The sequence below is a fragment of the Bacillus sp. TL12 genome, assembly GCF_022625245.1.
GTDB lineage: Bacteria > Bacillota > Bacilli > Bacillales > Bacillaceae_G > Bacillus_A.
Window position 1 is genome coordinate 1 of sequence record NZ_JAJJBY010000006.1, and the last position, 15,296, is coordinate 15,296.

The 15,296-nt window shown below is 35.3% G+C and carries 14 protein-coding genes; 7 read left to right on the top strand and 7 right to left on the bottom strand.

Annotation, left to right across the window (positions count from 1 at the left end; all coding sequences use genetic code 11):
- Positions 1–45: 45 nt before the first annotated feature.
- Positions 46–624, bottom strand: a complete 579-nt coding sequence (locus LOK41_RS07540; protein ID WP_241815927.1) for a CYTH domain-containing protein — start codon at positions 622–624, stop codon at positions 46–48.
- Between the two features lie 143 nt (positions 625–767).
- Here LOK41_RS07540 and LOK41_RS07545 point away from each other — a divergent pair, with 143 nt between their 5' ends.
- The 5 genes from LOK41_RS07545 (at position 768) to LOK41_RS07565 (ending at position 6,797) form a co-directional block, all read left to right on the top strand.
- Positions 768–1,139 (top strand): UPF0738 family protein, encoded by a 372-nt coding sequence (locus LOK41_RS07545; RefSeq protein WP_174099340.1) that lies wholly within the window; start codon positions 768–770, stop codon positions 1,137–1,139.
- Positions 1,140–1,169: 30 nt separating this feature from the next.
- The gene (gene yjbM, locus LOK41_RS07550; RefSeq protein WP_174099341.1) at positions 1,170–1,808 is read left to right on the top strand and encodes a GTP diphosphokinase; all 639 of its coding nucleotides are present in this window, start codon (positions 1,170–1,172) and stop codon (positions 1,806–1,808) included.
- An 18-nt stretch (positions 1,809–1,826) separates the two neighbouring features.
- A complete protein-coding gene (locus LOK41_RS07555) occupies positions 1,827–2,624 on the top strand; it encodes an NAD kinase (protein WP_174099342.1) in 798 nt (265 codons plus the stop codon).
- Positions 2,625–2,639: 15 nt separating this feature from the next.
- Entirely contained in the window at positions 2,640–3,527 is an 888-nt protein-coding gene (locus tag LOK41_RS07560) for an RluA family pseudouridine synthase (RefSeq protein WP_241815928.1), read from the top strand.
- A 486-nt stretch (positions 3,528–4,013) separates the two neighbouring features.
- Positions 4,014–6,797 carry a dynamin family protein gene (locus LOK41_RS07565; RefSeq protein WP_241815929.1) on the top strand — a complete coding sequence of 928 codons (2,784 nt, stop codon included), beginning with the start codon at positions 4,014–4,016 and terminating at the stop codon, positions 6,795–6,797.
- A gap of 369 nt (positions 6,798–7,166) precedes the next feature.
- Here the strand turns inward: LOK41_RS07565 and LOK41_RS07570 are convergent, their stop codons facing one another.
- The 3 genes from LOK41_RS07570 to LOK41_RS07580 form a co-directional block, all read right to left on the bottom strand.
- Positions 7,167–7,679, bottom strand: a complete 513-nt coding sequence (locus LOK41_RS07570; protein ID WP_241815930.1) for a hypothetical protein — start codon at positions 7,677–7,679, stop codon at positions 7,167–7,169.
- Between the two features lie 155 nt (positions 7,680–7,834).
- Positions 7,835–8,575: a bis(5'-nucleosyl)-tetraphosphatase PrpE gene (prpE, locus tag LOK41_RS07575; protein ID WP_241815931.1), complete on the bottom strand. Its 741-nt coding sequence runs from the start codon at positions 8,573–8,575 to the stop codon at positions 7,835–7,837.
- A gap of 77 nt (positions 8,576–8,652) precedes the next feature.
- Positions 8,653–9,813: an FtsW/RodA/SpoVE family cell cycle protein gene (locus LOK41_RS07580; RefSeq protein ID WP_241815932.1), complete on the bottom strand. Its 1,161-nt coding sequence runs from the start codon at positions 9,811–9,813 to the stop codon at positions 8,653–8,655.
- 655 nt (positions 9,814–10,468) lie between these two features.
- Here LOK41_RS07580 and fabI point away from each other — a divergent pair.
- On the top strand, positions 10,469–11,245 hold the full coding sequence (fabI, locus tag LOK41_RS07585) for an enoyl-ACP reductase FabI (RefSeq protein WP_001050746.1): 777 nt from the start codon (positions 10,469–10,471) through the stop codon (positions 11,243–11,245).
- 540 nt (positions 11,246–11,785) lie between these two features.
- On the opposite strand, the gene LOK41_RS29090 is transcribed toward fabI, so the two are convergent.
- Entirely contained in the window at positions 11,786–12,016 is a 231-nt protein-coding gene (locus LOK41_RS29090; protein ID WP_347269294.1) for a CGEA protein, read from the bottom strand.
- 176 nt (positions 12,017–12,192) lie between these two features.
- Between LOK41_RS29090 and LOK41_RS07590 the strand changes: the two genes are divergently transcribed.
- On the top strand, positions 12,193–13,443 hold the full coding sequence (locus LOK41_RS07590; protein ID WP_241815933.1) for a glycosyltransferase: 1,251 nt from the start codon (positions 12,193–12,195) through the stop codon (positions 13,441–13,443).
- 201 nt (positions 13,444–13,644) lie between these two features.
- On the opposite strand, the gene pseI is transcribed toward LOK41_RS07590, so the two are convergent.
- Together pseI and LOK41_RS07600 are read right to left on the bottom strand one after the other, a co-directional pair.
- On the bottom strand, positions 13,645–14,694 hold the full coding sequence (gene pseI / locus LOK41_RS07595; RefSeq protein WP_241815934.1) for a pseudaminic acid synthase: 1,050 nt from the start codon (positions 14,692–14,694) through the stop codon (positions 13,645–13,647).
- 15 nt (positions 14,695–14,709) lie between these two features.
- Positions 14,710–15,288, bottom strand: coding sequence for a formyl transferase (locus tag LOK41_RS07600; protein WP_241815935.1), 579 nt, complete (start codon positions 15,286–15,288; stop codon positions 14,710–14,712).
- Between the last annotated feature and the right edge of the window lie 8 nt (positions 15,289–15,296).

Genomic DNA, 15,296 nt, shown 5'->3' on the forward strand with positions numbered 1-15,296 from the left:
AACTAACCATTAGCGAGAAAACCGTTCGCTAATGGAAGTTTCACTTTAGCTTGCTTTGTTTTGTTTTGCAAGAAAAAAGCGTTGTACTTTATTTTTTGTATGGCGAACAGGTATATGATATTTGTTTAATAAATTGAGGAAATGGGCTTTACCAGCTTCCTCATCTTGTACTTCATATTCAAGTTCATAATCATCGTGATTGTAATAGAAACTATGATCAAATACAAGCGTTCCGCCTTCAAATGTAGTTTCTGCTCGCTCTGTTGTTAAGCTTCCCATATAAGCTAAAGTAGAAACAGGAATTTGGAGTTTATGTAATTGATCTAGCACAGGGCCTGCAATAAGCTCATTTGTTTTCATCATTTGCTGTGCTTCTTCTTCTGTTACAGATTGATGAGTCTCCAGTAATCCAACTTCAGCTGGTTGTTTTAAAGTTAAAGTATAAGCTCCGCCTTTATGACGAATACGAAGAGCAGACCCTGCTTCTTTTAAAGAAAAATGAGGTGTTTCAAAATAATGATTTACTTGTTTTGCAAATGAATGGATAGAAAACGCATCACATAATGTTTGAAATTCTTCTTGCGTTACCATATTTTTAAATTCAATTTCAATTTCTTGTGTCATTGTATAGGCTCCTTCTTAAAGTAATTCTTTAGACATTATCGCTTTTTCACAAATTTGGTTCAATGTTTTATTTGTTTGCGTCTATGTTATGATACAATAATAGGGTGAAGTAAGACAGGAAGTTGATATGGAGGAGTTAGAGCATGCAAAATAAAATCCAAGTTAAGAGCGTAGAAGAAAGAGAAAATGCTCTTATTTTTTGTGCAGAAAATACTGAAATACAAGTGGAGGAGTTAAAGGCGCGTAATCACGTACTTGTAGACTCAGATCATTTATCATTTTTATATATTTTAGAAAATGAATCAGCTTTTATTTATGTAAGCATTCCGCATACATGCTGGGAAGCAATGAATGGTGCAATGAAGAGTGATAAAGCAATGTTCGTTCGCGTAAATAATACTGAAATTGAGTTAGAGCAATTGAAAGAAGAAGTGGAATATTTAATTGAAAATATTGAAGGGAATGCAAATTACGGAGAAGAACTTGTAACTGCTGTGGAAAAGGTATTTCTATAAGCAAATGGATTGACTTTGGTGGTGGTTGAAATGAATCGGAATTGGGAAGAATTTTTAGCGCCGTACCACCAAGCGGTGGCAGAGCTAAAAGTGAAGTTAAAAGGAATGCGTTCTCAGTTTACAATGTTAACAGAACACTCTCCGATCGAGTTTGTAACCGGCAGGGTAAAGTCAGTTGCAAGTATTATTGATAAGGCGGAAAAACGAAATGTACCGCTTGACAGGCTAGAAGAAGATATGCAGGATATCGCTGGCCTTCGGATGATGTGTCAATTTGTGGATGAGATTAAGCCTGTTGTTGAATACCTTCGAAAACGAAATGACTTTGAAATTGTGGAAGAACGAGATTATGTGACACAAAAGAAAGAAAGTGGGTATCGTTCGTATCACGTTGTCGTTAGTTATCCCGTTCAAACGATCCGCGGAGAGAAGAAAGTATTAGTTGAAATTCAAATTCGAACGTTAGCAATGAATTTTTGGGCAACAATTGAGCATTCTTTAAATTACAAATATAGTGGACGTTTTCCAGAAGATATTAAAGTGCGTCTTCAACGTGCAGCAGAAGCGGCATTTTTATTAGATGAAGAAATGTCTTCGATTCGTCTTGAAATTCAGGAAGCACAAAAGATTTTTTCGCGCAAACAAGAAGCGAAAGAATCCGAATCATAAACTAAAGGGTGTTGGGCGATGAAATTTGCAATTATGTCAAAGGGAGATCAATCATCAGACGCACTTGCAAGTACAATGACAGACTACTTGCAGGATTTCGGGTTTACAATGGATGAAGCAAAACCAGATATTGTAATTTCTGTTGGGGGAGACGGGACGCTCTTATACGCGTTTCATCGCTATTATCATCGCTTAGATGAGACAGCGTTTGTTGGTGTGCATACAGGACATTTAGGTTTCTATGCAGATTGGTTGCCAACAGAAGTAGAAAAACTGGTGATTGCAATTGCGAAAACGCCGTTTCAAGTGGTGGAATACCCACTTTTAGAAGTCATTATTCGCTATGTGAATGGTAGTAAAGAATCACAGTATTTAGCAATGAATGAAGCGACCGTAAAAAGCTTGGAAGGAACATTAGTAACAGAGGTAGAAATTCGCGGAGAATATTTTGAAACATTCCGCGGGGACGGTCTTTGTATTTCTACTCCTTCTGGAAGTACGGCCTACAATAAAGCGCTAGGCGGAGCCATTATTCATCCTTCGATTGAAGCGATTCAAATTGCGGAAATGGCTTCAATTAATAACCGCGTGTTCCGTACAGTCGGTTCACCGCTCGTTTTACCAAAGCATCATACATGTGTTATAAAGCCGACGAAAAGAATGAACTTACAAATTACGGTCGATCATTTAACGATGGTTCATCAAGACGTAAAATCAATTCAATACCGCGTCGCAAACGAGAAGGTGAGATTCGTTCGTTTTCGTCCGTTCCCATTTTGGAAACGCGTTCGTGATTCGTTTGTTGCGGATGAATAGAGAGGGTTTATGCATGTGAGAAGATTTACATTAAAATGGTGTATGACAGAAGCAGAGAAGGGAATGCTCATTCGGGAGTTTCTGAAAACGAAAGGAATTTCTAAAGCTGCTTTGACAGATATAAAATTTCAAGGTGGAGCCATTGAAGTTGATGGTAAGCATGCGACAGTGCGGCACGTATTACAGATTGGAGAAGAATTACAAATTTTCTTTCCACTTGAGGAAAGAAGTGAAGGAATGCTTGCTGAAGATATTCCTTTGAAAGTTGTATATGAAGATGACTCTGTACTCGTAATGAATAAAGCCCCATACATGTCAACGATTCCGTCTAGAGAACATCCAGCCGGAAGTGTTGCGAATGCGCTTTTATATCATTATGATAAGCAAAACCTTGCAAGTACAGTACATATTGTAACACGGCTCGACCGTGATACGTCAGGACTGATGCTGATTGCGAAAAATCGTTTCATTCACCATCTTTTATCAAAACAGCATCAGCAAAAACAAGTGAAACGAACATATGAAGCAATCGTTCATGGACAGTTGGTAGAAGATTCAGGAACGATTGACGCACCAATTGGAAGAAAAAGCGACAGCATTATTGAGCGAACTGTATGTGAAGACGGTCAAAAAGCAGTTACGCATTTTCAGGTACTGGAGAGATTCTCTGATAAAACGCGAGTTTCACTGCAGTTAGACACAGGAAGAACACATCAAATTCGTGTACATATGGCATATTTGGGGCATCCACTGTTAGGAGATGACTTGTATGGAGGGAGTAAGTCCGAGATGAAGCGACAGGCACTTCATAGTACAAGTTTAACGTTTTATCACCCTATTTTAGAAAAAGAGATGACTTTTCATGTGGATGTGCCGGAAGATATGAAAGAAGTATTGAAATAAGCTGCCTTCATCAGTATTGAAGTAAACCAAAAAAGTTAGACAGCTTCTAGGGCATGGATCCGGGTATTGTACCGGGCCCATGCCCTTTCGTTTTTCTTTAATTCTTTTATCCCGCATTAACGGGCAGTAAGACCCCCACCTCAAGATTCAGAGAGAAACGAGGAAGGTAGGTGGGGGATCAACTGCCCGTAAAAGCCCGATTGGTTCAACTAATAATCAGTGGGGGATGAAGAAAACCCCCACTGATTAAAGTTTCACTTTATAGTTGCATTAAGTTATTAGGAACATTTAATGTTGTTTCACAACTGAAAGGAAATTGAAAAAAAACTGATACCTTTCTCATTAAAATTCAATCTTACTTAAAAAATGAAAGAAAAGTGAAATTTTCCAAAAGAAATTCTTTGTTAAAATAAAAGCATAAACACAAAAAAGTGTTGACACATGGAGAAAAATGTACTTTTTTTCAAGATATAGTGAGGGAAAAAAATGAGATTAGAAAAACAATTAATAAAAAAGATATATTATGAAACATTCTTAATGGAGAATGAAACACATCCACCTCTTCAAGTACTTGGAGCAGCATATGTAAACGAACAAAAAGATGAGATTTCCGATGGATCTTATATTCGTTTTGCACAAGGTGAATTTTATTATCATCATCAAGATTTTGAAACAGCTATTTTTAAATGGGAGAAAGTCAGTAATGAATTAGCACCATGGGCACAAAAAAATATTGCGGATGCTTACTTCGAACTTAACCAATTATCAGTTGCTGAAAATGTTTATACCTCGATTACTACTGATAACAAAATACTTATGACCGAAATTGTACTGCAATTGCTGTCTCTTTACATCGAGCAAAATAAACTTGATTCAGCTTTCGCTGTTATTAAAGAAGCGGTTTCTTTAAATCCCGATTATCCAAACGTCACAACAATTGCACGTTCCTTTTATGAAGAACAGCAAGATTTTGACAGTGCAGTAGAGCTTGCTGTGAATGAATTAATTCGAACAGAATCTTTCCTATGGTTTGAGGTTCTAAAAGAATATATCGATAAAGGATTTACTAAAAATATTTCACCAGACTATTTTTATCAAGTATTAGTTACATTAAATAATGTAGATCAAGTACAGTTTACGCAAATTGTTTCATCACTTTGGAACAGTTATAAAAATGAACAAAATTACTTATCATGGCTTAAAACAATAAATGAATTTTTCTTACATATCGAAATACATTCGTCCGATATATGGGACAAAATTTCTTCTCTATATGAAGAAACGTACTTTGAATTAATTCAAGGTCAATATATGCTAAGACAATTACACGATATCATTCCAAGCTTTTTAACAAATTGGTTAAAGGTAGCTAATCCGTCTCATTCTGTATTTCCATCTGCAGCAGTATTGGCATGGGATGAGATTTTCCCTTCCCAAATAGATTCAGCAAATATAGAACATGCGGAAAGCCTACTTTCATATTCTGTTAATCATGTGGATGGCCTAGAGTATAGCTTACATCTCTTTGAATCTATTACACAGTGGGCACAAAAACATGATTTAGAAATTGGTCATCGATTTAAATGGTTAGTTGGCGAGCTTGCAGATTTAGAAACAAATCGTCTTTTAGTAACTGGAACTTCAGGGAATGGAAAAGTCTCATTTATTAACTCTATACTAGGAGAAAATATATTAGAAAACTCAATCTCAAATGTAGTTGTCTTTAAAAATGACGCTCATACAGAAATTAACGCCATAACAGATTCAGCAATTACAACAACTGAGAATTTCTCTGATTTCCATAACATGCTGTCCTTGCACCGCCAAACATATAGAGATAGAGCATGTGTTGAATTTAAATTACCATGCAGATTTTTAAGTAAAAATAAACTTACATTCGTTGTTACACCTAGCTTTAATAGAAATAACGACACTAGAGGTGAGATATTCGAATATTTAAATTCTGTAGACGAATTGTTATTCGTATTGAATGCGGATTCACCTTTTACTGACAAAGAACGTGACATTCTATTAAGTATTCAAGAACATACACCAAATCTACAAATTCATTTCTTATTAAATAAAATTGATAACATTTACAGTGAAGCAGAAGCAAAAAGAGTTATACATGATACGCAAGAGAGAATAAACGCATATTTCCCGCATGCGAGAATTTTCCCTTACTCTTCGTTATATATAAATAGCCAACAGCTAAACGATTTAACTGAGTTTATTCATTTTAACTTTAACCATAAAAATATCGATGCAGAACGTACTGAAAAGCTATTGTTTTTCATTCGAAAAACAATTACATATCTGTTGGATAAACGCGTTGAGATGGAAAACAGCATAGTGGATTCTATTAGTTGGAATGAAGATATGTTAGTTAAATTAAATGGTTGTATGAATAACCTTACTGCTTTTGAGAAGGAAAAAATGCATTTCATTACAGAATCATATCGTACAATGAAAAATGAAATTACGAATGATCTTACAGAACATATTCCGAAACTATTGCAGAGTTGTTCGGATTTAATTAGTGAAGAAAGCGATTTTGGACACATTGATATTGAACTAAATACAGCGATGAACGAAAGAGTTCAAAAATATCTAGAACAAACTGTGTTACCTAATCTTGCTCGCTCTATGCAAAATTGGATTACAACTTCTAATAACGAGTTCCTTCAAAGTCAATCGTACTTAGAAGAAACCAGTGAAGGACTTAATTCTTTATATGGAGAAAATCGAATACAGTTAGAATGTGACTTTAAAGTGCTTGATGATTGGCGCAGAGATACAGATAGAATGACAACTAGAATACATATGGAAGAAGTAAATATCTTACGCCGATTTACACCAGCACAATTTTTACTGAAAAGTGCCGGTAAATTATTTGGAGTTCTTCCTAAAAATAAAGCTATGCTATATAACAAATACAAACAGTATTTAGAAAATGAAGATTATACCGATGTAACGGCTTCTATTGTGAACAAATTTTTCTTGCAATTTGAGCTGTTTGAAAAAGCACTAGAGCGGGACATTAGTATATTCTTTAGAAATCCGTTTGGCGCGTTGAAACAAGCTGTAGAAAACACTCATTTAGAAATAAAAGAAAAACAAGATACACTACATAAAATGAAATCAGATCCTGAAGTTTATCATGATTCTATAACGCTCTTTGAATTGAGATTACGTCAATGTGAAGTAATCCTAAATATAGGTGAGGATAATTCCTATACAGATGTAACTTTAGAAACAAACATAGAGTAAAGTGAAACTTTAATCAGTGAGGGTTTTCTTCATCCCCCACTGATTATTAGCCCTCACCAATCGGGCTTTTACGGGCAGTTGATTCCCACCTATCTTCCTCGTTTTTCTCTGAATCTTGAGGTGGGAGTCTTACTGCCCGTTAATGCGGGGTAAACGTAAAGTAACTCCAAAATCTACAATACAAGTTGATTTTGGAGTTGTTTTTTGTTTCCTTCACTTTTTTCGGCACTCTGCATCTATATAAGTTGAATTCAATTCTTACACCTTCTTATTCAGTTGCTAAATCATCATTCAAATTGCCTTTGTAGGGCAATGTATTCTGTATGACTTTGTGCTGCGATGGGGTTATGGGAAAATATTTAGTTCAACTTATATAGATGAGGTCCGTTTAAAATCTCCATAATCAATGATAATGATTTTATCTTTTTCGGATAGCATCATATTATTCATATTCGGCTCGTTATACCAATATATATCTTCAGGTATGATTCCGGTCTTTAGAAATCTGTTTTTTAATTGGGATAACTTTTCATTATATATTTCATTTTCAGGAACTTTAAGTGAGAATTTTTTCATAATAATCCAACCGAATCCAAACTTTTTTACAGGACAAAGGTGTTCTCGTAACTCAGGAGGACAGTTTTTATATATTTCAAATTCGGTTTTATTGCTTCTAAGTCCCCATCTAGTAATGGCTATCTTTAATACATATTTATTGTTAAGATCATAGACAATCCTATTTTCCCCATATCCAATCATTTTGTATTTTAATTTTAAGATGTTTTGAGCTTTTTCAGCCTTCTGTTTTTTATCTCTACCCCGATAATGCTTCATTTGTGATAGCCATATATTAATAAATTGTATATCACGTAAACTTATCACTCTTCACTCTCCCACCCTTTTTTACCTCTAATATTACAGTCTATTTAAAAGAAAGTGGTCTTGACAGGGCGTTTTTATATAAATCGAATACACGTGGATTTTATCTGGGGTTCCGCGTTGAAAAAAGACCTTGTCCATGAAAGGAGCTTTATTTCTTATGTAATCGCACGAAATTTCTCAGGCATAAACGGCATTGAAGAAGGAACTGAAACAGTTTCCATCTCTGGATATCGAAGCGCTGTTAACTTTCCGCCAAATACAGCTCCTGTATCGATATTCACCGTATGATTGACAAAACGAGGTTCTGCCACAGGCGTGTGCCCGTATACAATCCACGCTTCTCCTTCATAATGCTTCGCCCAGTCACGGCGAACAGGAGAACCATCAGGATGCTTTTCGCCAGTAATGTCACCATATAATACGAAAGTTTGGACCTTCTTATCTGTTCTTCCGATATAATCTTGGCGAATACCAGCGTGGCAAACGATCAATTTTTTGTTATCAAGAACATGATAGAGTGGTGACTGTTCGTAAAGATCAATAAACTTTTTCTGCACGATCTTTTGTTCACGAGTTTTTAGAGCTTCGTACTCAGCGACAGTCGTTTCTAATCCATGTGCAATTGTTACATTACGTCCGATGAAAAAACGATACAACTTATTACAATGATTTCCCGGAGCGTAATAAGCGACCTTTTTATCTATAACAAGATCCCACACAATTTCAATCATTCGAAGGGATGCCGGGCCACGATCTGTAATGTCGCCGACGAAAGCAAGCTGTCGTCCCCCAGGATGAACTGGAAGCCCACTTTCCCAGTTATAACCGAGTTGCGTTGTTAACGCTTGAAACTCTTCTAAACAGCCGTGTATGTCCCCGATAATGTCGTATTTCATTTTGTAACCTCCATCTCGAGTTTTTTCTTAGTATGTCTAAAATGGATATAGAAAAAACCATATCTACTAGATATGGTTTAATCAAACATAAATGTTTTTGTTCGTGATCGTACGTTCAGTATGAAGCCAATCGCAATCATATATGTTAGTAAGGAGCTACCTCCATAACTCATAAGAGGAAGCGTAATCCCTGTAATCGGAAGCAATCCAATTGTCATCCCGATATTTTGGAATACTTGGAACGTAAACATTCCGATCGTTCCTGCACATAAATAGCTACCGAATGGATCATTACTTTCCAAAGCGATATGAATCATTCGGTAAATAAGAAGGAAGAACAGGGAAATAACAACACTTGCTCCTAAAAATCCGAATTGCTCGGCAATGTTTGTAAAAATAAAATCGGTATGCGGTTCTGGGAAGTATACTTGACCATTTTCCCACCCCTTACCACGCAATTCACCTGATCCAGTTGCTAACACAGATTGCCTCAACTGATATCCTTGCGTTTCGTATTCATAAGGTGCTAGCCAGCCGTAGAAACGATCTAATTGATACTCTTTTAGAATATGCTCTTTAAAGAATGCTGTATGCTCAAAATAAATATACGTTAGCGTAGAAGCAGCGGCTATAACCATACCAGCTAAACCGAAAATAAAGCGCCAGCGTACACCTGAAACTAAAATCATTGCTGCAATCATTGCTGAAATAACCATTGTATTTCCTAAATCAGGTTCTTTCGCAATTAAAAGTAGCGGTGGTAAACTTGCGCCGAATATTTTCCCGAGTAAAATTACATCCTCGCGTGGAGAGCGAAACGGATATTTTTCATTATGATTGACGATAATGCGGCCAATAACAATGATTAAAAATAATTTCATAATCTCGGAAGGCTGGAAGTTACCAAGGCCTGGCACACTATACCAAGCAGTAGCACCTTTAATTGTTACAGCCCCAGGAACTTTAAATTCAAGTCCAAGAAGTAAAACCATCGCAAATCCATATAAATACCAAGCAATTTGCTTATATCGGTCAAAATCAATAACCATAATCGCAACAACTGCGATGGACCCAATGACATACCATTGGATTTGTTTTGCTACAAAGTTTACTTTTTGCAGAGCTGGTGGTAAAGATGGTTGAGCACTTGCAATAGCAAAACAACTAACAATTGCAATTGCGAGTACAATCAGGATCAATATATAATCTATTCGATATTGGGAATTCTTGTCTTTCACCGTACGTAGTCCTTTCTATTACTCTTTGTGAAATGAAAAAAAGACGCTATTACCATATTAGCGGATTTTGAGTAGTTTGCAAATATGTTGTTTTGATTTTGGTTGTGAGATGTTAGATTCTATCAATATAAATAAAACCAAAAACCTTTCTTTTTTAGGTGGGAGAGAGGATCCGTCCGTATGTAGAAGTGGTCAGTGCCTTTTTTAGCCCCATGCCAAGTTTAAACAAAGAGAGGAAGTGAGAGTAGATCACTTTGCGTTTTCATAGAAGTAATTTTGATGTGTGAAACCCGAAAAGTATGATTGGTGATGAAACTGTGATTTTACATAAGTACAAAATAAAAAACTACTCTTTTGGGGTGGGAGAGAGGATCCGTCCGTGCGTAGAAGCGGTCAGTGCCTTTTTTAGTCGGAGGGAGTGAGAGTGGCTCCCTTTTATTCTTCATAGCTATGATTTATCCAGCAAGTACGTTTAAATAGAGGAAATACAGATTGAGCTTTCGGAGTAGCAGGAAAGTGAAAGGAAAAAAGAGAATTAAAGAACCAGTCATAATAATAATTTTATTTTGCCTTCTTTCGAATTTGTGATATGATATAAATATATTACCAGGTACTAATAACTGATGTTATTTAATAAATTTAGGGGGATAAACAAATGAATCTTCTCAACTTAAAAGGAAAAAACATTATCGTAATGGGAGTTGCGAACCAACGAAGCATCGCTTGGGGTATCGCTCGTTCATTACATGAGGCAGGAGCAAACTTAATTTTCACATATGCAGGTGAGCGTCTAGAAAAAAACGTACGTGACCTAGCAGAATCATTAGAAGGACAACAATCACTTGTTTTACCATGTGACGTAACAAACGATGAAGATATCGCGCGTTGCTTCCAATCGATTAAAGAAGAAGTTGGAGTTGTTCACGGATTAGCACACTGCATCGCATTCGCAAACCGTGATGACTTAAAAGGTGAATTCGTTGATACATCTCGTGACGGATTCTTACTAGCACAAAACATTAGCTCATTCTCATTAACAGCTGTAGCAAGAGCTGCGAAGCCATTAATGACAGAAGGTGGTAGCATCGTTACATTAACATACCTTGGGGGAGAGCGCGTAGTATCAAACTACAACGTAATGGGTGTTGCAAAAGCATCATTAGATGCAAGCGTAAGATACTTAGCAAACGACTTAGGACAACACAACATTCGCGTAAACTCTGTATCAGCAGGACCAATCCGTACGCTATCAGCTAAAGGTGTTGGCGACTTTAACAGCATCTTAAAACAAATCGAAGAACGCGCACCACTTCGTCGTAACGTAACACAAGAAGAAGTTGGTAACACAGCGTTATTCTTATTCAGTGACTTAGCAAGTGGTGTTACTGGTGAGAACATTCATGTGGATTCTGGGTATCATATTTTAGGATAATGGAGAGTTTTATTAAGCTGTAGGACAGGTGTTAAAATTAGGTGTGATGTTTTTTCCGGCACAAAAACACCAAACATGTTCTTTAAGCTAAGATAAGTTTGTATCTATATAATATAAAGAACAAACGCTATTCTTTTTGCAAAAAGAATAGCGTTTTTTTGAATCGTTTAATTAAAGATGAATTCCAGTTCTTATTTTTTCTATTATGCTTCGAGCTAGCATTGAGGGGAAATTGCAAGAACTAATGGAATGCAAAGTTATAAATGGTACAAGGAAATACTCAACAATACATAAAGGTTCTTTTTTACAAGTGTCATTTGTTAGAAAAAAGAAGGGAATTTCAGCTTTATTAGGAAAAAACTTTTACATACCAGTTGTTGTCTAAAAACATGCTATGCCTGGTGTAACAATCATTTAATTGTAAAAATCAAACCTGCTAGAGTTAGAAAAAATGTTTTTTTAGATTGGACTTATTTTTAGAACGTTTTGTAATTATTTCTTTTCACTGAAATTACAAAGTAATTTGTACAGTTCATAAAGTTAAGCAGAGACAGTAACACTTTCTATATCTTCACAACTTATGAATATAATATTAGTAGATGGTGGTGTTATTGAACTTTCTTCTGCTAATATAACTAGGCACAGATTGGAATGAAATGCAAGAAGAGAAGCAGGTCCAATAATTTGTCCAGATCGGGTTGTTATTGTAACAATAGTTCCTAGTGGCCAACTATCAAATATAAAACAAGCTATACCTTCGCAATTTGCCATATTTTTCACCTAACCTTAAATTTGTTATTTGAATACATATTTTCTAAATAAAGATATATTTAATATATGTAGAGGGATATAAAATGTTTGGGTAAAGTAAAAAAACATTAGTAGCTATCTGTCTTATGGTAGTGTTTTCTTGATGAGGGGAGCACAATTTCGCCTTATTATTTCATGTGAAAATAAATGGTGTAATATTTTTGTTTACGAAAATATATATTTATAAATTATGGAAGAAAATGAGTTGGAATGGTACATTAGAAGATTTAAATGAAGGAGGGAGAGTGTTGTTAGAGAGAACCGGTGTTTCAAAAAAGAAAGGCATTTTATTTGTGATGAATCCTATAGGCGGGGGAGTAGAATACTATCAAAATACGTATATTGAGGAGAATAAACATAAGTATAGAATCTATAAGATGACGTTCAGAACTGGAATTTTTTGTATAGAAGATATGAATCAGGAAACCCCTCTGTACGATGAGTTCCAGTTTCATAATTATGATGTAAATAGCTTCCAATCACTACTCAAGTCAATGGATATTGAATTAATTTATATAAACCATCTCATTAAATTCCCTATATTTGAGTTTATAAAATTCGTTCAACATTCTGGAGTTGATTATATTTATTTTATACATGATTTTTTTTGCATATGCCCTCTCGTTAATTTGATTAAAAGGAATGGTCCTTACTGCAATAATGAAACAGATGTGAATATATGTACGGCGTGTTTGAGTGGGGGAAGGGAAACAGATATTCAAACTTGGAGAAAAAATTTTGAATCTTTTTTATCAAATGCTCAGAGGGTAATCGCTCCAAGCAACAGTACAAAAGAAATTGTAAAAAAACATTTCCCTAGCATTGATATAGATGTACAGGAACATTCTTTATCTCCTAATATCCACTATACATATGCTCCTGAATTTGCAAGTGAAAAAAAGCTTAATGTCGCCTTCGTAGGAAATATACATAAAAATAAAGGATCGCACATTTTATATAAACTTAAAATGGAGATTGAAAGAAGGAAGCGACCTTTTTGTATAAAGGTAATTGGGTTAACAGACAGGCATAAAAGAAGATTTGTCAGCCCAAGCGGACATTTTGCTGTAACAGGACCATATGATAATAAGGAAATTTCTAATATTTTAGCAACACATAAAATAGCTATCGTTATAACTTCTTCTATATGTCCAGAGACATTTTCTTATACAACCAATGAGGCTATGTTTTCAGGGTATCCGGTTATTGCATTTGATATGGGAGCCCCAGCGGAGCAAATAAGAAAATATAAAGGGGGATGGATTCTGAAAGAAGTGAGTAGCCAGAGGATTTTGCAATTATTACAAAAACTTTCAACAAATCGTGGTGAAATTTTAGAAAAAGCGCGTAATTTATCGGTAGCTTGTCAAAATAAAGAGACTTTCTAATTTTTTATCGATGAAAAGAAGGGAAGGGTTAAAATGGTAATTGTGACCCTTAAAGATTTGTAGAACAGTGCAGATAAAGAGTTTTTTAGAGACTTTTTCAATCATATAAAATGAAAGGAGGGCTATTTGACAAAACATGACAATAGCCCCCAATAGGAAAAGATTCATGTGAAAAATTTATTTGTAGAGAAAATTTTTTTATTAAATGAAATCCCAACTTACAGGAGTTCCTTTAGCAACATCTTTTTTCACTTTCTTTCCTAGCAAAATAGGAAGGTATTTTGGTGCCAAACCATACCCAGGTCGAATAGCTTTTATATTCTCTGTTGTTAAAACATCTCCAGCTTTCATATCTTGTGCAACATATAGAGAACGACGAAACTTTAATGAGTTTTTTTCCATCTCAGTCGGTCCATAATAAACCTTCCCTAGTGACTGCCATGCTCGTTCTGTTTCCATAACAAGAGAGGTTAGTTCATCTGCTTCCATTGAAAACGCGGAGTCAACCCCTCCATCAGCTCTAGATAAAGTGAAATGTTTTTCAATTACAGTCGCTCCCAGTGCAATACTTGCGACTGCAGTACCTACTCCTAATGTATGATCTGATAAACCTACTTCACATTGGAATAATTCCCTCATATGAGGAATTGTATAAATATTAGTGTTTTCCGGGGAAGCAGGATAAGTACTTGTACATTTCAGCAAAATAAGGTCTTTACAGCCTGCTGATCTGGCAGCCTTGACAGTCTCATCTAATTCTGAAATTGTAGCCATACCGGTGGAGATAATAAGCGGTTTGCCAGTAGAGGCAGCTTTGCAGATTAGAGGGATATCAGTATTTTCAAAAGAAGCAATTTTATAACAATGGACATTGAGAGATTCTAGAAAATCAACTGCTGTTTCATCAAATGGGGTGCTAAATGGAGTTATACCTAGTTCTTTACATTTATTAAAAATCGGTTTATGCCATTCCCAAGGTGTGTAAGCTTGCTGATATAGTTTATAAAGCGTGTTTCCTTTCCATAAGCTGTCTGCATCTTCTATTTTAAAATCTTTATTATCTATATCGAGTGTCATAGTATCAGCTGTATAAGTTTGAATTTTTAGAGCATGTGCTCCAGCTTTTGCTGCAGCTTCAACGATTTGTAATGCACGTTTCAATGACTGATTATGGTTTCCAGACATTTCGGCAATGATAAATGGTTGTTGATTACGACCTATTTTTCTTCCATTAATCTCAACATCTTTCATTCGATCTTCTCCTTTCTAACCGCTCATTTTTGCTTTACCTATTATATCTTTCACTGACGTATCCCATCCATCAGTAAGTAAATTCAAATACTTTTCTTTATCTTTTAATCTATGATAACTGCCGCCAGGAGGTTGTGGTTTCCTCGTAACTTTTCCAGAACGAATTAACTCCCAATTCTCAATAAAAAGTCGTTCTATTCCTTTGCATAGTCTATCATAAGAGGTTTTTAATGTATCACTTTCCTTGTAAGGAACTTTCAATTGAGCGATAATATCTCCTGTATCTAAGCCATTATTTACATAATGAATTGTAATCCCTTTAGGTGTATCTTCAAGAAAACTCCATAAATTGGGATCAGCACCCTTATTCCAGGGAAGATAAGATATATGCAAGTTAATAATCTTGTTATTAAATTTCTCTATAATCGAAGGAGGAATTATATATCTATATCCATAGCTGACAATAAAATCAATATTAGTAAGAATAGGTGAGTGAATGTCTATTCTATTTTCATAGAAAATAACACTATCTCCATATGATTTAAGAAAACTGTACAAGTTATTACATTTAGATCCTAATAATAGAATGTTCATAATATCTT